This window comes from Streptomyces sp. SID5464 (genome assembly GCF_009862985.1).
GTDB lineage: Bacteria > Actinomycetota > Actinomycetes > Streptomycetales > Streptomycetaceae > Streptomyces > Streptomyces chartreusis_D.
The window spans coordinates 40,719-57,875 of record NZ_WWIQ01000077.1; the positions used below are offsets into that span (position 1 = coordinate 40,719).

The window sequence follows — 17,157 nt, forward strand, 5'->3', positions numbered from 1 at the left end:
TGGGTCGCACTCACGTTTCCCCGGGGGCGGGCATGGTCGTTTCCCGGGGACGCGACCGGTCGTTGGGCACCTCGTGAGGCACGTACAAGGGCGCGCGCGGCGCGCGAGGGCCGCGCTGGCCGCCGTAGTGACATGGGCAGGGCTCCTGACCGGGGCCACCGGCTGTACCTCGGACGACGTGGGCGGGATCGCCGGGGCGTTCGGCGCGCCCCCGGCGCCCGAGGACGTCATCCGGGTCTCGCCCGGCGACGGCAGCAGGGGTGTGCGCCCCGGGAAGAAGCTGCGGGTGCGTGTGCCCGACGGCAGGCTGGAGTCGGTGAAGGTCGTCCGCTCGCAGGACGCGCAGGAGTCCCCGGTGCCCGGGCACCTCTCCGCCGACGGACTGACCTGGGAGCCCGACGACGAGCGGCTCGCGCTGGCCGCCAAGTACACGGTCGACGCGGTGGCGGTGGACGGCGACGGACGCCGCTCCGCCCGGCACACCACGTTCACGACGTACGTCCCGGAGGAGCGCTTCATCGGCTACGTCAGCCCGGAGAACCGGGCCACGGTCGGCACCGGCATGATCGTCTCGCTGGAGTTCAACCGGCAGATCGCCCACCGCGCCGCCGTCGAACGCGCGGTGCGGGTCACCGCCCGCCCGGCCGTCGAGATCCGCCCGCACTGGTTCGGCCGGACCCGCCTCGACTTCCGCCCCGAGCAGTACTGGAAACCCGGCACCCAGGTCACCGTCGCCCTGCGCCTGCGGGACGTCGAGGGAGCGCCCGGCGTCTACGGCCTCCAGCACAAGACGTTCTCCTTCACCGTCGGCCGCAGCCAGGTCTCCGTGGTCGACGCCGCCCGGCACACCATGGAGGTGCGGCGCGACGGCGAGGTGCTCGCCACCGTGCCGGTCACGGCCGGGGCTCCCAAGAACACGACGTACAACGGCAAGATGGTGGTGACCGAGATGCTCGAGGTCACCCGGATGAACGGAGCCACGGTCGGCTTCAAGAAGCGCGACGGCAAGGGCGAGTACGACATCCCCGACGTCCCGCACGCCATGCGCCTGACCGAATCCGGCACCTTCCTGCACGGCAACTACTGGGCCCACCGCACCGTCTTCGGACGGACCAACGTCAGCCACGGCTGCGTCGGGCTGCGCGACGTGAAGGGCGGCGGTTCGGACACCCCGGCCGGCTGGTTCTTCGACCGCAGCCTCGTCGGGGACGTCGTGGAGGTGGTGAACAGCAACGACAAGAAGGTCGCTCCCGACAACGGGCTCGGAGGTTGGAACATGGGCTGGACCGCATGGAAGGCGGGCAGCGCGGTGAAGTGACCCGACCGGGGGGCGGGTTGCTTCAACGTTCCGTGGAAGTTGGGACTGAACGGTGACAATCGCAGGCCGCCGGAGCCCGTCGCCTTGTGGTTAATATTCGCCGGTGCGCGGGGGACGCGCAGGGGTGGGCCTGACCAGGCCCTGGGAGGGGAGAACAACGTGAACGGGCGACCGATATCGGGGGCGTCGGTTGGCGGCAGGCAGGGGCTGCTCGCACTGATACTGGGCGGGCTGCTGCTCGCCGTCACGGCGTGCGGCGGCGGGGGGACCGGCTCCGGTTCCGGCGCGGGCGCCGGTCAGGGCAAGGACGCGGACGCCGCGCGGAGCAAGCAGTCCGAGGCCGTCGTCGGCATCACGCCCAAGGACGGCGCCAAGTCCGTCGACACCAGCGGGGCGCTGAAGGTGACCGCCGCCAAGGGCAAGCTGACCGAGGTCGTGGTCAAGGACGGCAAGGGCAAGAAGGTCGACGGCGAGATATCCGGCGACGGCGCCACCTGGACGCCGTCCACCCACCTGGCCGCCGCCACCAAGTACACGGTCCACGCGGTCGCCAAGGACTCCGAGGGCCGCACGGCGGCGGAGGACGCGGGCTTCACGACCCTGACGCCGAAGAACACCTTCATCGGCACCTTCACCCCCGAGGACGGCTCCAAGGTCGGCGTGGGCATGCCGTTCTCCATCCGCTTCAGCCGGGGCATCACCAACCCGGACGACGTCGAGAAGGCCATCCGCATCAAGACGGAGCCGGCCGTGGACGTCGAGGGCCACTGGTTCGGCAACGACCGGCTCGACTTCCGCCCCGAGAAGTACTGGAAGCCCGGCACCAAGGTGACCGTCGACCTCGGCCTCGACGGCGTCGAGGGCCGCCCCGGCGTCTACGGCGAGCAGGACAAGAAGGTCGAGTTCACCATCGGCCGCAACCAGGTCTCCGTCGTCGACGCCAAGAAGCTCACGATGAAGGTCATGCGCGACGGCAAGGTCATCAAGACGATCCCGGTCACCACCGGCAAGCCCGGCATGGAGACCTGGAACGGCCAGATGGTCATCAGCGAGATGCTCACGGTGACCCGGATGAACGGCGAGACCGTCGGCTACGGCGGCGAGTACGACATCAAGGACGTCCCGCACGCCGTGCGCCTCACCACCTCCGGTACCTTCCTGCACGGCAATTACTGGGCGGGCGGCGCCTTCGGCAACTACAACGCCAGCCACGGCTGCATCGGCCTGCGCGACGTGCGCGGCGGCTGGGACAAGAAGGTGCCGGCCGCGTGGTTCTTCAACCACTCGATGGTCGGCGACGTGGTGGTCGTCAAGAACTCCGAGGACCGGATCGTCGACCCGGACAACGGGCTCAACGGCTGGAACATGTCGTGGGAGAAGTGGAAGAAGTGATCCCGGCCTGACGACGAGGCCCTGGTGTGACGGACCGCACCAGGGCCCGACCCGTTAGCCCCCGTTAACCTGCTGCCTATGACCGTCTCTCTCGAAGTCGCTGAAGGCGTCGGCACGCTCCGTCTCGACCGCCCGCCCATGAACGCGCTGGACATCGCCACGCAGGACCGGCTCAAGGAACTCGCCGAGGACGCCGCGCGCCGCGAGGACGTGCGGGCCGTGGTGGTGTACGGCGGCGAGAAGGTGTTCGCCGCCGGCGCGGACATCAAGGAGATGCAGGCGATGGACCACACCGCGATGGTCCTGCGCGCCCGCGCCCTCCAGGACTCCTTCACGGCGGTGGCCCGGATCCCCAAGCCGGTCGTCGCGGCCGTGACCGGCTACGCGCTCGGCGGCGGCTGCGAACTCGCGCTGTGCGCGGACTTCCGCATCGCCGGCGAGAACGCCAAGCTCGGCCAGCCGGAGATCCTGCTCGGCCTGATCCCCGGCGCGGGCGGCACCCAGCGCCTGGCCCGCCTGGTCGGCCCGTCCAAGGCCAAGGACCTCATCTTCACCGGCCGGATGGTGAAGGCCGACGAGGCGAAGGAGATCGGTCTGGTGGACCGGGTCGTGCCCGCCGACGAGGTGTACGCGCAGGCGCACGCCTGGGCCGCGAAGCTGGCGCAGGGCCCGGCCCTCGCCCTGCGCGCCGCGAAGGAGGCGGTCGACACGGGCCTGGAGACGGACATCGACACCGGCCTGGCGGTCGAACGGAACTGGTTCGCGGGCCTGTTCGCCACCGAGGACCGCGAGCGCGGCATGCGCAGCTTCGTGGAGGAGGGGCCGGGCAAGGCGAAGTTCCTCTGAAACTCCTGCGCAGGGCTTGCACTTGACGCCGTGTCTGATACGGGTCCCTCGTTGGGGCGGTTATGCCAGCCTTAAGGCAGCCTTAAGCGTGCCCGGTCGCGCATCTCCGTCGGTTGCCGTGAAACGGGCTGTCAGTGCAGGTCAGAGGGGCTGCGGGCGATATCGAACTGCCCTTGGCATATGCCGTCGGCTCGCCGGTCCGCACCCCGTTCCCGGGGGTGTTTTCCCCGGGAACGGCCCCCGGGGGCGCTCCGGGCGGCCATGATGGGGGCATGGCGGGGCTGGAGGGTATGGAACAGCCGCGGGGACACGCACATGCGGCCGCGGCGCGCTGGTCGCCGACCGTCGAGGACGAACGCGCGCTGAAGGCGCTGGAGTTGTACGGCAATCCGACGGAGGCGGAGGTCCCCCTGCCGTCCCGCCCCGAGTCCGCGGCCACCGCCAGACGACTGACCCAGGTCGTGGTCCTGCGCCACTGGGGACTCCCCCCCAAGACCACCGAGGAAGCGGTTTTACTCGTCTCCGAGCTGGTGGGCAACGCCGTACGCCACACCGGCGCCCGGGTCTTCGGGTTGCGTCTGCACCGGCGCCGCGGCTGGATGCGCGTCGAGGTCCGTGACCCGTCCCGGGGACTGCCCTGTCTGATGCCGGTCCAGGAGCTCGACATCAGTGGCCGGGGGCTGTTCCTCGTCGACAAGCTGGCCGACCGCTGGGGGGTCGATCTGCTGCCCCGCGGGAAGACCACGTGGTTCGAGATGCGGGTCAACGACCGCTGAGAACCGTCCCGGCCGGCCTCGACGAGGGGTGTGACCTGCGACGGCTCGCCTGGCCGCCGATCGGGCGAATCACCGGTTTCCCCGTGAAGCAGACCTTAAATGGTGCAATGCACCGCCACCTTGTCAAAAGCGCCCTCGTCGCGGGCGTCGCCCTCGCCGTCCTCGCCGCCTGCGGCACCGAGGGCGGGGAACGGCCCTCCGAGACACGCGGCACCAAGGCCGCCGTGCCCGCGCCGCGCGAGAAGAAGCCCGTCGACGGGCTGCCCGGGATGCCGCCCGTCCTCGACCCCGAGGACGTGTACGCGGCCGACCGCCCGAACAGACTGTCCCCCGTGGTCAAGGACTTCCCGTCCCGGGTCTACGTCCCCAACACCGAGTCCGACACGGTCTCCGTCATCGACCCGAAGACGTACGAGATCATCGAGACGATCCCCGTGGGCCGGCAGCCCCAGCACGTCGTCCCCTCCTGGGACCTGAAGACGCTCTGGGTCAACAACAACCGCGGCCATACCCTCACCCCGATCGACCCCAAGACCGGCAAGGCGGGCAAGGAGGTCGAGGTCCACGACCCGTACAACCTCTACTTCACGCCCAACGGCAAGTACGCCGTCGTCATGGCCTCCCTCGACCGCGAACTGGTCTTCCGCGACCCGCACACCATGAAGCGCAGGAAGACGGTCCCGGTCTCCTGCTACGGCGTCAACCACGCCGACTTCTCCCTCGACGGCCGCTACTTCATCGTCTCCTGCGAGTTCAGCGGCGAACTGCTCAAGGTCGACACGGAGAAGATGAAGGTCGTCGGACAGCAGCGACTGCCGTTCGAGGGCGCCATGCCGCAGGACGTGAAGGTCTCGCCCGACGGCAAGAAGTTCTACATCGCCGACATGATGGCCCACGGCATGTGGGTCCTGGACGGCGACAAGTTCACCGAGCCCACCCTGATGCCCACCGGCAAGGGCTGCCACGGCCTGTACGTCAGCCGGGACTCGCGCGAGATGTACGTGTCCAACCGCGGCGAGGGCACGATCTCCGTCTTCGACTTCACCCAGGGCAAGCTGACCAGGAAGTGGCAGCTGCCCGACGGCGGCAGCCCCGACATGGGCGGTGTGTCCGCCGACGGCAAGGTGCTGTGGCTGTCCGGCCGCTACGACGGCGAGGTGTACGCCATCGACACCCGCACCGGCACCCAGCTCGCCCGCATCCCCGTCGGCAGCGGCCCGCACGGCCTCGCGGTCTACCCGCAGCCCGGCCGCTACTCGCTCGGCCACACGGGCATCTTCCGGTGAGCCCGTGGCACTGAGCGCGGCTTGAGTCTCCACCCGCTGGAAGGTCCAGACTCGCGGACATGACCGACGACGGCACCGGACTGCTCACCATCGGGGAACTGGCCCGGGTCACCGGACTGACCGTGCGCACCATCCGGTACTGGTCCGACGAGGGCGCGCTGCCCCCGGTGGCCCGGTCCGTGGGCGGCTACCGGCTGTACGACGCCGCGTCCGTGGCGCGTCTGGAGCTGATCCGGACCCTGCGCGAACTCGGCCTCGGCCTGGCGGACGTCCGCCGGGTGCTGGCCGGCGAGACGACCGTCGCGCAGGTCGCCGCGGCGCACGTGGTCGCACTGGACGCGCAGATCCGGTCGCTCAAGGTGGCCCGTGCGGTGCTGTCGACCGTGGCGCAACGTGGTTCGGACGCGGAGGAGATGACGCTCGTGAACAGACTGGCACGGCTGTCGGCGGCCGAACGGCGGCGCATCGTGGAGGAGTTCGTGGACGAGGTGTTCCACGGGCTGGACACGGCCGACCCGATGATCCGCGAACGCATGCGGAACACCGCCGCCGACCTGCCCGAGGAACCGACACCCCAGCAGGTGGACGCCTGGCTGGAGCTGGCCGAGATGCTCCAGGACCCGGACTTCAGGGCCGAGATGCGCAAGGTCGCCGAGTTCAACGCGGCCGACCGCGGTCATGACACACCCGCCGGGACCTCCCTGTGGTTCTCCCGGCGGCTCGTGCAACTGGGCGCCCGGGCCCGCGAGCGGGGCATCGCCCCCGACTCGCCGGAGGCCGCCGAGGTGCTGCGCGAGCTGCTGGGCGACGCCGACCCCGGCGCGGTGCTGGACCGGCTGCGGTCGCACGCCACCCACCGGGTCGCCCGCTACCGCGAGTTGCTCGCCGTCGTGAAGGGAGCCGGGCCCGAGGCGGCGTACCGCGAGGAGTTCGCCTGGGTGGTCGCCGCGCTGGAGGCACACACGGGCAGCTAATCTGACCTGCGTCAGCAAGGCGCGTCTGCACGGCGCGGAACACGAGAGTAGGGGCGGATCGGTGGCGGACATCGAGGAAGCACGCAAGCAGTTCGAGCGGATCGATACGGACGGTGACGGATTCATCACCGCTGCCGAGTTCAAGACCGCCCTGGCCCGGTCCGGTGACTGGAACGTCACCGAGTCGGTCGCCGAGGTCGTCATCAAGACCCGCGACCTCGACGGCGACAAGAGGCTGAGCTTCGACGAGTTCTGGGCCTACCTGAACAAGTGACGCCGGCGCTCCGGCGCTGCGAGGCGTGGGGGCCCGGTCCGTCCGCGGACGGACCGGGCCCCCACGTCATGCCCGCCGAGCCGTGCGCACGCTCCAGCGGCCGTCGTGCCGCTCCAGCACCAGTGGCAGGTCGAAGCACTTGCCGAGCTGGTCGGCGGTCAGCACTCCGGCGACCGGGCCGCCCGCCAGCGGACGCCCCTCGCGCAGCAGCAGGGCGTGCGTGGTGTGGGCAGGCAGCTCCTCCAGGTGGTGGGTGACCAGGACCGTCGCCAGGTGCGGATGCTCCCGGCGCAGCTCCCCGAGCGCCCCGATCAGCTGCTCCCGGCCCGGCAGGTCCAGGCCGGTGGCCGGCTCGTCCAGGAGCAGCAGCCGGGGCTCGGGCATGAGGGCCCGGGCGATCAGGGCCCGGCCGCGCTGCCCCTGGGAGAGTGTGGGCCAGCGCGCCTCACGGTGCTCGGCCAGCCCCAGCGTCCGGATCAGCCGGTCCGCCCGCTCCCGCTGCTCCGGCGCCGGAAGCCACCGGGGCAGCGGCTCCACCGAGTTGGTCAGGCCGGTCAGGACGACGTCCCGTACCGGCAGCGGCGAGGTGAGCGGATGCCGCGGGTCGACATGCCCGACGTGCGCGCGCAGCTCCCGCAGGTCGACCCGGCCCAGCCGGTGGCCCAGCACCTCCACGGAGCCCCGGGTCGGGTGCACGAGCGCGCCGAGCAGGCGGAGCAGGGTCGACTTGCCCGCGCCGTTCGCGCCGAGCAGCGCCCAGTGCTCACCGGCCCGGACGGTCAGCGACACCTCCTGAAGGATCGGCCGGCCGTCGCGTACGACGTGGACGTCCTCGGCGCGCAGGACGACCGGCGTCACCGCAGCGCCCTGTTCACCGCGGACAGCACCGCCCGGACCGAGGCGCCCAGGGCCGAGGAGTCCCGGCCCGCGCCCCAGCTCGTCCTGCCCCCGGCTCGGCACTCGGCGAAGGCGTCGGTGCCCTCGTCGCCGGTCCGCTCGCAGAAGTCGAGGACGTCGACGGTGATCCCGGCGCCGGCCAGCGCGTCGACGAACGCGGAGACCGGGCCGGTGCCGGTGCCCTCGTAGTCGCCGGTACGGTCGCCGGTGCGCAGCGTGCACACGAAGCGATGGCCGCCGGCCTCGTCCCGGTGCACGGACCAGGCCTCCAGCGCCACCTCCCCGTCCTCCACCAGATACGTCGCCCGGAACAGCGCGTACAGCTCCTTCGCCGTCATCTCCCGCCCGCTGTCGTCCGTCGCCTCCTGCACGGTCCGGGAGAAGTCCGGCCGCATGCGCGCGGGGAGGTCGACGCCGTGGTGGGTGCGCAGCAGATAGGCCGTGCCGCCCTTGCCCGACTGCGAGTTGACGCGGATCACCGCCTCGTAGGAGCGGCCCACGTCGGCCGGGTCGATCGGCAGGTACGGCACCGACCAGGGCGCCCGCCGCTCGGGCACGCCCAGCTCCCGGGCCAGCTCGGCGTGCCGGGCCAGTCCCTTGCTGATCGCGTCCTGGTGCGTGCCCGAGAAGGCGGTGTGGACGAGCTCCCCGGCGTACGGGTGGCGCGGGTGCACGGGCAGCCGGTTGCAGTGCTCGACCGTCTCCCTGACGGTGTCGATGTCACGGAAGTCGATCATCGGGTCGACGCCCTGGGCGTAGAGGTTGAGCGCCAGGGTCACCAGGTCGACGTTGCCGGTGCGCTCCCCGTTGCCGAACAGGCAGCCCTCGACGCGCTGGGCACCGGCCAGCACGGCCAGTTCGGCGCAGGCCACGCCGGTGCCGCGGTCGTTGTGCGGGTGCACGGACAGGATCACGCTGTCGCGGCGGGACAGGTGGCGGTGCACGTACTCGATCTGGTCGGCGTAGACGTTCGGTGTCGCGATCTCCACGGTCGCCGGGAGGTTGTGGGTGACCGGCCGGTCCGGGCTCGCGTCCCACAGCCCGGTCAGCCCGTCGCACAGTTCCAGGACGAAGTCCGGCTCGGTCAGGTTGAAGGTCTCCGGGGAGAACTGGAAGCGGACGCAGGAGGCCCGGTCCGCCCGGCGGGCCATGTGCTCGGCGGCCTCCCGCACGGTCCGCCACACCTCGGCCCGGCCCCGCCTGAGGACGACGTCCCGCCACACCGGCGAGGTCGCGATGTACAGGTGCACGACAGCCCTCGGCAGCCCCTCGATCGCCTCGAAGGTGCGGTCGATCAGGTCCCGGCGGGCCGGGGTGAACACGACGGGCGTGACATCGTCCGGTACGGCACCGGAGGTCACCAGGTGCCGTACGAAGTCGAAGTCGGTGCGGCTCGCCGAGGGGTAGCCGACCTCGATCTCCTTGAAGCCCATGCCGGTCAGCAGGTCGAAGAAGCGGCGCTTGCGGGGCGTGTCCATCGGCTCGGCGAGGGCCTGGTTGCCGTCGCGCAGGTCGACGGGGACCCAGAGGGGAGCGCGCTCGATCCGGGCGGCGGGCCAGTCGCGGTCCGCGGCGGGCACGTGCACGCGCTCCTGAAAGGGACGGTAGCGGTGGAAGGGCATGGGGCCCGGGCGCTGGGGGTTCCAGACCGGGGCAGGGGTGGTGGTCATCGTCGGCTGTGGCCTTCCGGCTCGGTCGGACGGTGACCGGCAGCACGGCGCCCCGCGGCGGGGTGCCGGTCGCGTCAGGCCCCGCCGCGGCAGCCGAGAAGAAGACCACGGAAGATCATGCGCAGTACGCTATCCACCACTCAGGTCCTCAGACAAGTGGAAACCTCCCACTCCTCAGACAAGTTGGTGAACCACATGCCGCTAGGCGCCGTCCGCCCCAGCCCCCTGGTCGAGCAGGCCGCCGCCCGGCTGCGCGAGCAGATCGCCGGCGGCGCATGGCCGGTCGGCACCCGGCTGCCCGGTGAGACGACGCTGGCGAAGGAACTGGGCGTGGGCCGCTCCACCGTCCGCGAGGCGCTGCGCGCGCTCGCCGGAGCCGGGCTGGTCCAACCCCGTCAGGGCGCCGGCGTGTTCGTCATCGCGACCGAGCCGGTCGAGGACTGGCCGACCCGGCTGCGCCGGGCCGCCGTGACCGACGTCTACGAGGTCCGGATGGCGATCGAGGTGCACGCGGCCCGGCTCGCCGCGCGCCGCCGCACCCCCGAGGACGTCACGGCGCTCCGGGCCGCGCTGGAGGGCCGCCGCGCCGCCGGCACGGCCGACGACGCCGCCTTCGTCGACGCGGACATCGCCTTCCACGCCGCCGTGATCGCCGCCGCCCACAACCCGGTGCTCGCCGACCTGTTCGCCGAGTTCAGCCCCGTCCTGCGCGAGGGCCTGATCGAGCTGCTGTCCCTGACCGGCCTGCGCGCCGACGACCCGGACACCGGCGACCAGGCGCACGAGGCACTCGTCCGGGCGGTGGCCGACGGGGACGCGGAGCGGGCGGCGGAGGTGCTGCGCGGGGAACTGGAGGACCCGTTCGCACCCTCCCCGAAGCCGGAATAGCCCCTCGTCCCCCGGAGTTGACCCTGACCACGAAGGCTGGGCCAGACGCTACCGACCCCTGGAAGGGCGAGGCGAGGACATGAAGATCGGCATCATCGGAGCGGGCAACATCGGCGGCAACCTGACCCGGCGGCTCACCGCCCTCGGTCACGACGTGTCCGTCGCCAACTCCCGGGGCCCGCACACGCTGGCCGCGCTCGCGGAGGAGACCGGCGCCAGGCCCGTGACGGTCGAGGAGGCACCGCGCGGCGCCGAGATCGTCGTCGTCACCATCCCGCTCAAGGCGGTCCCGGACCTGCCCTCCGGCCTGTTCGACGAGGCGGCCGACGGCGTCGCGGTCATCGACACCGGCAACTACTACCCCCGGCAGCGGGACGGCAGGATCGCCGCGATCGAGGACGAGGGACTCACCGAGAGCCGCTGGACGGAACGCCGGCTCGGCCACCCCGTGATCAAGGCCTTCAACGGCACGTACGCCCAGGACATCCTGGACCGCCCGCTCCCGGCCGGCGACCCCGGCCGCATCGCCCTCCCGGTGGCCGGTGACGACGAGGCCGCCAAGCGCACGGTACGCGACCTGATCGACGAACTGGGCTTCGACACCGTCGACGCGGGCGGACTCGACGACTCCTGGCGCCAGCAGCCCGGCACCCCGGTCTACGGCCTGCGCGGCGGCGTCGAGGCGGTCACCAAGGCCCTGGCCGAGGCGTCCCCGGAACGCACGCCGGAGTTCAGCGGCTAGGACGAACCGCGTGCTCGGGGGAAGGCCGAGGCGGTCACGGGATCTCCTGCTCGGCCCAGATGATCTTTCCTCCGGGTGTGTACCGAGCACCCCAGCGATGGGAGAGCTGAGCCACGAGGAAGAGCCCGCGGCCGCCTTCGTCCGTGCTGCGGGCATGCCTCAGACGCGGAGCCGTACTGCTGCCGTCGGCGACCTCGCAGGTCAGGCGGGCGTCACGGAGCAGTCGCAGGCGTACGGGGCCCGAGGCGTAGCGGATCGCGTTGGTGACGAGCTCGCTCACGATGAGCTCCGTCGTCATGGCCAGCTCCTGACAGTGCCACGCCTCGACCTGACGCGTCGCGCCGGCCCGGACGTCACCGACGACGGCCGGGTCCAGCGGCACGTCCCAGGAGGCGACCCGATCGGGGCCCAGGGCGTGGGTGCGGGCGAGCAGGAGGGCGACGTCGTCGGGCTGCGGCACGGGAACGAGCTGGCGCACCGCGTCCGCGCACAGCGTTTCCAGGTCGGAGCCGGGCGAGCACAGCAGGTGCCCGAGACGGGACATGCCGCGCTCGATGTCGCGGTCGGTCCCTTCGACGAGGCCGTCGGTATAGAGGCCGAAGACGCTGTTCTCGGGGAGCTCGATCTCGGTGGCCTCGAAGGCCATCCCGCCCAGCCCGAGCGGAGGCCCGGCGGGGAGCTCCGGGAAGGAGACGCGCCCGTCCGGAGTGACGAGGACCGGGGGCGGATGGCCGGCCCGGGCCAGCGTGCACCGCTGTGTCACCGGGTCGTAGACGGCGTACAGACAGGTCGCTCCGAGGAAGGCCGTGATGGTCTGGTCGGCCGTCCGGTCGGTGGTCCGCTCCTCGCTCAGCCGCAGCACCAGGTCGTCGAGGTGAGCCAGCAGCTCATCGGGGGGCATGTCCATGTCCGCGAGGGTCTGTACGGCGGTGCGCAACCGGCCCATCGTCGCCGCCGCGGTGAGGCCGTGGCCGACCACATCACCGATGACCAGTCCCACACGGGCGCCGGACAGCGGGATCACGTCGAACCAGTCGCCGCCGACCCCGTCCGACGCGTCTGCCGGCAGGTAGTGGGAGGCCACCTCCAGCGCTGTTCCACCCGTCAGGGCATGGGGCAGCAGGCTGCGCTGCAACGTGACCGCCGCCGTGTGTTCCCGGGTGTAGCGGCGGGCGTTGTCGACGCACAGCGCCGCCCGCGCCACCAGCTCCCGAGCCAGCAGCACGTCGTCCTGCTGGAACGAGGTGGGATTCAGCGATCGTGTGAACGTGGCGAGACCGAGGACGGTGTCGCGCGCCCGCATCGGCACGGAGATGAGGGAGTGCAGGCCGAACTCGCGGATGCTGGCGGCCCTGGCCGGCTGCTCGGTGGTCCACAGGCGATCGCTCGGGTCGAGAACGGGGATGAAGATCGGTTCGCCGTCGACGAGCAGGTTCGCGTCGTGCGGCGGGGGAACGAAGTCGACCTTGTCCCCTATCTGTGCGACGGCCTCCGGGCAGCCCTGTCGCACGGAGCTCATTCCGGCCCGGCGCATCACCGGCCGGGCCGGGGCCGGCCCGGCGTCGGGCAACCAGAGCCCCTGGCCCTCCCCGGTCAGGACCGGTTCGAGAAGGTCGACGATGACGAAGTCGGCGAAGCGGGGAACAGCGAAGTCGGCGAGTTCCTGCGCCGTGCGCATCACGTCCAGCGTCCTGCCGATGCTGGTGCCGGCTTCGCTGACCAGCGCCAGCAGCCGGCGGGCGTTCCAGCGCTCGGTGACGTCCATGACCATGTAACACAGCCCGGTGACGGAGTCGCCGGCGTCCACCAACGGGAAGAACGAGGTGGAGTAGGCGTGCTGACGGTGCGGGTCCGCCCAACTCCATCCCATGTACTCGTAGTCGGTGACCGGGACGCCGGTCGTGAGCACCTTGCGCATCACGCCCTCGAGGGTCTCCGCCTGCAGTCCCGGAAGCAGCTCGCCCAGACGGCGTCCCAGGCGCTGCTCACGTGGTACGCCGCCGAAGCGTTCCAGGGTGTCGTTCAGCCAGACGTAGCGCAGGTCCAGATCCATCACCGCCATGCCGACCGGTGAGCGGGTCAGGAAGCCGTCGAGGACGGACTGGCCCATGGTCCACTGCTGCCGCTCCTCCCGTGCCGAGATCAGAAAACACTCGTCCTCGCCGACGTGAAAGGACCCGGACACGCGCAGGCCGACCTCGACAGGGCCGCCGTCGCGGCGCCACACCGAGACCCGGCCGCTCCAGCCCATTCCCGCGCGGCACCGCTCCGCGATACGGGCCACGCGTACCGGGTCCCCGGGCATCGCCAGCAGGTTCGCGGCGGGGCGCCCGACCACCTCCGCACCGGAGTGGCCGAGGAGCGCTTCGGCGCCCCGCGTCCAGCCGATCACCCGGCCGGCCGTGGACACCAGCGCGACCGCGTCGTGGGACGCATCGAGGAGATCGCGCGGTTCTGCGGGCGGAGACGCGTCGAATTCATCTCGCACAGGCGCCATGGGTCTCACCTCTGAAGGCAAGGTCTCACCTCTAAAGGCAAGTATGTTCCCGCTCGGGCCCTGATGCGCATGCTGCGGTACCAGGGCGGCGCGGGGGCCCGCGCACGGTTCTCGATCAGGCGTCCTCCGCCCACTCCCGCAGTGCCGCCTTGCTCGCGAAGTCGGCCACGTTCTTGTCCAGCGGGTCGTCCGTGTACTGGTGGAAGCGCCACTTCGCCTTGATGCGGGGCTTGCCCGCGCTGACGTAGTCGGCGATCCACAGGCCGTCGCCCGCGTAGGAGGTCGTGTCGACGTTGAGCCAGAAGTCGCGGTTGGCGTAGAGGACGACCTGGTTGTCCGGCCGGAGATCCTTCAGCTTCCGGATGAACAGGTCCTTCTCCGCGTTGCTCGCGTGCGTTCCGTCACTGGTCGTCTCCCAGTCGACGGCGAGGATGTCCCCCGGCCGGTCCGGGGCCTTGCTGACGAAGTACTCGGCCTGGGCGCCGAGGTTGCCGGGCCAGAGGAAGTGGTAGAAGCCGACGACCAGCCCGTGGTCCCGGGCGCGTCTCGTCTGGGCGGCGAGTCTGGGGTTGACGTAGGAACGACCCTCGGTCGCCTTGACGAAGACGAAGGACAGGCCGTCGGTGTCGTAGGAGGAGGACTGGTAGGCGCTCACGTCGATGCCGCGCAGCATGGGAGGCTCCCTGAAGTGCTGGTGGGGGGAGGGGAGTTGTGTTCACCACCATGACACGGCCTCTTCCGCACTGACGTGGGAATGTCAACTTCGACGGGCGGCGGGGTGCGTCACCGTGAGCGGTGACGTCTGATCCGACCACCTGACGGACACTCGAAAAAACGTCGCACAGGGGTTCCGGCGGGAACCAGCGACTTCAGCACTCGATGATGTTCACCGCCAGCCCGCCCCGGGCCGTCTCCTTGTACTTCACCGACATGTCCGCGCCGGTGTCCTTCATCGTCTTGATGACCTTGTCCAGGGACACCTTGTGGGAGCCGTCGCCCCGCATCGCCATGCGCGCGGCCGTGACGGCCTTCACCGCGGCCATGCCGTTGCGCTCGATGCACGGGATCTGGACCAGGCCGCCGACCGGGTCGCAGGTGAGGCCGAGGTTGTGCTCCATGCCGATCTCGGCGGCGTTCTCGACCTGTTCCGGAGAACCGCCGAGGACCTCGGCCAGCGCGCCCGCCGCCATCGAGCAGGCCGAGCCGACCTCGCCCTGGCAGCCGACCTCGGCGCCGGAGATGGACGCGTTCTCCTTGAAGAGCATGCCGATCGCGCCCGCGGCGAGCAGGAAGCGGACCACGCCCTCCTCGTCGGCGCCCGGCACGAAGTTGACGTAGTAGTGCAGGACGGCCGGGATGATGCCGGCCGCGCCGTTCGTCGGCGCCGTGACGACCCTGCCCCCGGCCGCGTTCTCCTCGTTGACCGCCATCGCGTAGAGGGTGATCCACTCCATGGCGAGGGCCTTCGGGTCGCCCTCGGAGCGCAGTTTGCGGGCGGTGTTCGCGGCCCTGCGGCGTACCTTCAGACCGCCCGGCAGGATGCCCTCGCGGGACATGCCGCGTGCCACGCACGCCTCCATCACCCGCCAGATCTCCAGCAGACCGGCGCGGATCTCCTCCTCGGTGCGCCAGGCGCGCTCGTTCTCCAGCATCAGCGCCGAGATGGACAGGCCGGTCTCCTGGGCCATGCGCAGCAGCTCGTCGCCCGTGCGGAAGGGGTACTTCAGCACGGTGTCGTCGAGCTTGATGCGGTCGGCGCCGACCGCTTCCTCGTCGACGACGAAGCCGCCGCCGACCGAGTAGTACGTCTTCGTCAGCAGCTCCGCGCCCGAGGAGTCGTACGCCCACAGGGTCATGCCGTTCGCGTGGTACGGCAGGGCCTTGCGACGGTGCAGGACCATGTCGTCGTCGTAGGAGAACGCGATCTCGTGCTCGCCCAGCAGCCTCAGCCGGCCGGCGGCCTTGATCGTCTCCACCCGTTCGTCGGCCGTCTCCACGTCCACCGTGCGCGGCGAGTCGCCCTCCAGGCCGAGCAGCACCGCCTTGGGCGTGCCGTGGCCGTGGCCGGTGGCGCCGAGGGAGCCGTACAGCTCGGCGCGGACCTTCGCGGTCGGGGCGAGCAGTTCCTCGTTGCGCAGCCGCCGGGCGAACATCCGGGCCGCGCGCATCGGACCCACGGTGTGGGAGCTGGACGGGCCGATGCCGATCGAGAACAGGTCGAAGACCGAGATGGCCACGGGGACTCCTGACTACGGGGGTGGTGCGAGGGGGCAGGGCGCCCCGCCCACGCGGAACGGGGCACCCTGAAAGGTTTCTTCGTTATGAGTGCGAACCCGTGTGCGGACCCGGGTACAGCGGGTGCTTGTCGGCCAGGGCCTTCACCCGGGCCTTGAGCGCCTCGGCGTCGTAGGACGGCTTCAGCGCCTCGGCGATGACGTCCGCGACCTCCGCGAAGTCCTCGGCGTCGAAGCCCCGGGTCGCCAGGGCCGGCGTGCCGATCCGCAGACCCGACGTCACCATCGGCGGGCGCGGGTCGTTCGGGATCGCGTTCCGGTTGACCGTGATGCCCACCTCGTGGAGGCGGTCCTCGGCCTGCCGACCGTCCAGCTCCGAGTGGCGCAGGTCGACCAGGACCAGGTGCACGTCCGTGCCGCCGGACAGGACGTCCACACCCACGGCCCGGACGTCGTCCTTCACCAGACGCTCGGCCAGGATGCGGGCACCCTCCAGCGTACGGCGCTGGCGCTCCTTGAAGTCCTCCGAGGCCGCGACCTTGAAGGCGACCGCCTTGGCCGCGATCACGTGCTCCAGCGGACCGCCCTGCTGACCGGGGAAGACAGCGGAGTTGATCTTCTTGGTGAGCTCGGCCGTGGAGAGGATCACACCGCCGCGCGGGCCGCCCAGCGTCTTGTGGGTGGTCGTGGTCACCACGTGCGCGTGCGGCACCGGGTTCGGGTGCAGCCCCGCCGCGACGAGCCCGGCGAAGTGCGCCATGTCGACCATCAGGTACGCGCCGACCTCGTCCGCGATCCGGCGGAACGCGGCGAAGTCCAGCTGCCGCGGGTAGGCCGACCAGCCCGCGACGATCAGCTTGGGCCTGGACTCCTTCGCCAGCCGCTCGACCTCGGCCATGTCGACCCGGCCGGCCTCGCCCACGTGGTAGGCGACGACGTCGTAGAGCTTGCCGGAGAAGTTGATCTTCATGCCGTGGGTCAGGTGCCCGCCGTGCGCGAGGTCCAGACCCATGATGGTGTCGCCCGGCTTGAGCAGCGCGAACATCGCGGCGGCGTTGGCCTGGGCGCCCGAGTGCGGCTGGACGTTGGCGTGCTCGGCGCCGAACAGCTCCTTGACGCGGTCGATCGCGATCTGCTCGACCACGTCGACGTGCTCGCAGCCGCCGTAGTAGCGGCGGCCCGGGTAACCCTCGGCGTACTTGTTGGTGAGGACCGAGCCCTGCGCCTCCATGACCGCGACCGGAGCGAAGTTCTCCGAGGCGATCATCTCCAGCGTGGACTGCTGCCGGTGCAGCTCGGCGTCGACCGCGGCGGCCACGGCCGGGTCGAGCTCGTGCAGGGGTGTGTTCAGGACGGACATACG

14 protein-coding genes and 1 pseudogene are annotated in these 17,157 nt (G+C 71.1%); 9 read left to right on the top strand and 6 right to left on the bottom strand.

Translation table 11 applies throughout. The features are described 5' to 3' along the window. Positions 1-73 precede the first annotated feature (73 nt). The 7 genes from GTY47_RS38925 (at position 74) to GTY47_RS38955 (ending at position 6,866) form a co-directional block, all read left to right on the top strand. Positions 74-1,318: an Ig-like domain-containing protein gene (locus GTY47_RS38925; protein ID WP_029181300.1), complete on the top strand. Its 1,245-nt coding sequence runs from the start codon at positions 74-76 to the stop codon at positions 1,316-1,318. Positions 1,319-1,477: 159 nt separating this feature from the next. Further along, on the top strand, positions 1,478-2,710 hold the full coding sequence (locus tag GTY47_RS38930; RefSeq protein WP_010041721.1) for an Ig-like domain-containing protein: 1,233 nt from the start codon (positions 1,478-1,480) through the stop codon (positions 2,708-2,710). A gap of 78 nt (positions 2,711-2,788) precedes the next feature. Further along, positions 2,789-3,556, top strand: coding sequence for an enoyl-CoA hydratase-related protein (locus GTY47_RS38935; RefSeq protein WP_010041723.1), 768 nt, complete (start codon positions 2,789-2,791; stop codon positions 3,554-3,556). A 167-nt stretch (positions 3,557-3,723) separates the two neighbouring features. After that, the gene (locus tag GTY47_RS38940; protein ID WP_078602867.1) at positions 3,724-4,332 is read left to right on the top strand and encodes an ATP-binding protein; all 609 of its coding nucleotides are present in this window, start codon (positions 3,724-3,726) and stop codon (positions 4,330-4,332) included. Positions 4,333-4,439: 107 nt separating this feature from the next. Beyond that, positions 4,440-5,618, top strand: coding sequence for a PQQ-binding-like beta-propeller repeat protein (locus GTY47_RS38945; RefSeq protein ID WP_010041726.1), 1,179 nt, complete (start codon positions 4,440-4,442; stop codon positions 5,616-5,618). A gap of 59 nt (positions 5,619-5,677) precedes the next feature. Then, on the top strand, positions 5,678-6,592 hold the full coding sequence (locus GTY47_RS38950) for a MerR family transcriptional regulator (protein WP_010041728.1): 915 nt from the start codon (positions 5,678-5,680) through the stop codon (positions 6,590-6,592). A gap of 61 nt (positions 6,593-6,653) precedes the next feature. Beyond that, positions 6,654-6,866, top strand: coding sequence for an EF-hand domain-containing protein (locus tag GTY47_RS38955; protein WP_010041731.1), 213 nt, complete (start codon positions 6,654-6,656; stop codon positions 6,864-6,866). 66 nt (positions 6,867-6,932) lie between these two features. Here the strand turns inward: GTY47_RS38955 and GTY47_RS38960 are convergent, their stop codons facing one another. Next, positions 6,933-7,724, bottom strand: coding sequence for an ATP-binding cassette domain-containing protein (locus GTY47_RS38960; protein ID WP_010041733.1), 792 nt, complete (start codon positions 7,722-7,724; stop codon positions 6,933-6,935). Further along, entirely contained in the window at positions 7,721-9,433 is a 1,713-nt protein-coding gene (locus tag GTY47_RS38965; protein ID WP_010041735.1) for a 2-isopropylmalate synthase, read from the bottom strand. The genes GTY47_RS38960 and GTY47_RS38965 overlap by 4 nt, the downstream gene beginning before the upstream one ends. Positions 9,434-9,628: 195 nt before the next feature. Here GTY47_RS38965 and GTY47_RS38970 point away from each other — a divergent pair, with 195 nt between their 5' ends. Together GTY47_RS38970 and GTY47_RS38975 are read left to right on the top strand one after the other, a co-directional pair. After that, positions 9,629-10,321, top strand: coding sequence for an FCD domain-containing protein (locus tag GTY47_RS38970; protein WP_010041738.1), 693 nt, complete (start codon positions 9,629-9,631; stop codon positions 10,319-10,321). A gap of 49 nt (positions 10,322-10,370) precedes the next feature. Beyond that, positions 10,371-11,063 (top strand): annotated as a pseudogene (locus GTY47_RS38975) (NAD(P)-binding domain-containing protein); the annotation flags it as partial. Positions 11,064-11,097: 34 nt separating this feature from the next. Here GTY47_RS38975 and GTY47_RS38980 read toward each other — a convergent pair. The 4 genes from GTY47_RS38980 to glyA form a co-directional block, all read right to left on the bottom strand. Beyond that, positions 11,098-13,560: a SpoIIE family protein phosphatase gene (locus tag GTY47_RS38980; protein WP_010041745.1), complete on the bottom strand. Its 2,463-nt coding sequence runs from the start codon at positions 13,558-13,560 to the stop codon at positions 11,098-11,100. Positions 13,561-13,675: 115 nt separating this feature from the next. After that, positions 13,676-14,233: a glycoside hydrolase family 25 protein gene (locus GTY47_RS38985; RefSeq protein WP_010041747.1), complete on the bottom strand. Its 558-nt coding sequence runs from the start codon at positions 14,231-14,233 to the stop codon at positions 13,676-13,678. 196 nt (positions 14,234-14,429) lie between these two features. Beyond that, positions 14,430-15,797, bottom strand: a complete 1,368-nt coding sequence (locus GTY47_RS38990; RefSeq protein WP_010041749.1) for an L-serine ammonia-lyase — start codon at positions 15,795-15,797, stop codon at positions 14,430-14,432. A gap of 82 nt (positions 15,798-15,879) precedes the next feature. Continuing rightward, positions 15,880-17,154 carry a serine hydroxymethyltransferase gene (gene glyA, locus GTY47_RS38995; RefSeq protein ID WP_010041751.1) on the bottom strand — a complete coding sequence of 425 codons (1,275 nt, stop codon included), beginning with the start codon at positions 17,152-17,154 and terminating at the stop codon, positions 15,880-15,882. Positions 17,155-17,157: the final 3 nt, after the last annotated feature.

Bases quoted from the DNA above. Each gene is read 5' to 3' on its own strand.
- GTY47_RS38935 (WP_010041723.1), top strand. From the start codon at position 2,789: ATGACCGTCTCTCTCGAAGTCGCTGAAGGCGTCGGCACGCTCCGTCTC.
- GTY47_RS38945 (WP_010041726.1), top strand. From the start codon at position 4,440: ATGCACCGCCACCTTGTCAAAAGCGCCCTCGTCGCGGGCGTCGCCCTC.
- GTY47_RS38950 (WP_010041728.1), top strand. From the start codon at position 5,678: ATGACCGACGACGGCACCGGACTGCTCACCATCGGGGAACTGGCCCGG.
- GTY47_RS38965 (WP_010041735.1), bottom strand. From the start codon at position 9,433: ATGACCACCACCCCTGCCCCGGTCTGGAACCCCCAGCGCCCGGGCCCC.
- GTY47_RS38970 (WP_010041738.1), top strand. From the start codon at position 9,629: ATGCCGCTAGGCGCCGTCCGCCCCAGCCCCCTGGTCGAGCAGGCCGCC.
- GTY47_RS38980 (WP_010041745.1), bottom strand. From the start codon at position 13,560: ATGGCGCCTGTGCGAGATGAATTCGACGCGTCTCCGCCCGCAGAACCG.
- GTY47_RS38985 (WP_010041747.1), bottom strand. From the start codon at position 14,233: ATGCTGCGCGGCATCGACGTGAGCGCCTACCAGTCCTCCTCCTACGAC.
- glyA (WP_010041751.1), bottom strand. From the start codon at position 17,154: ATGTCCGTCCTGAACACACCCCTGCACGAGCTCGACCCGGCCGTGGCC.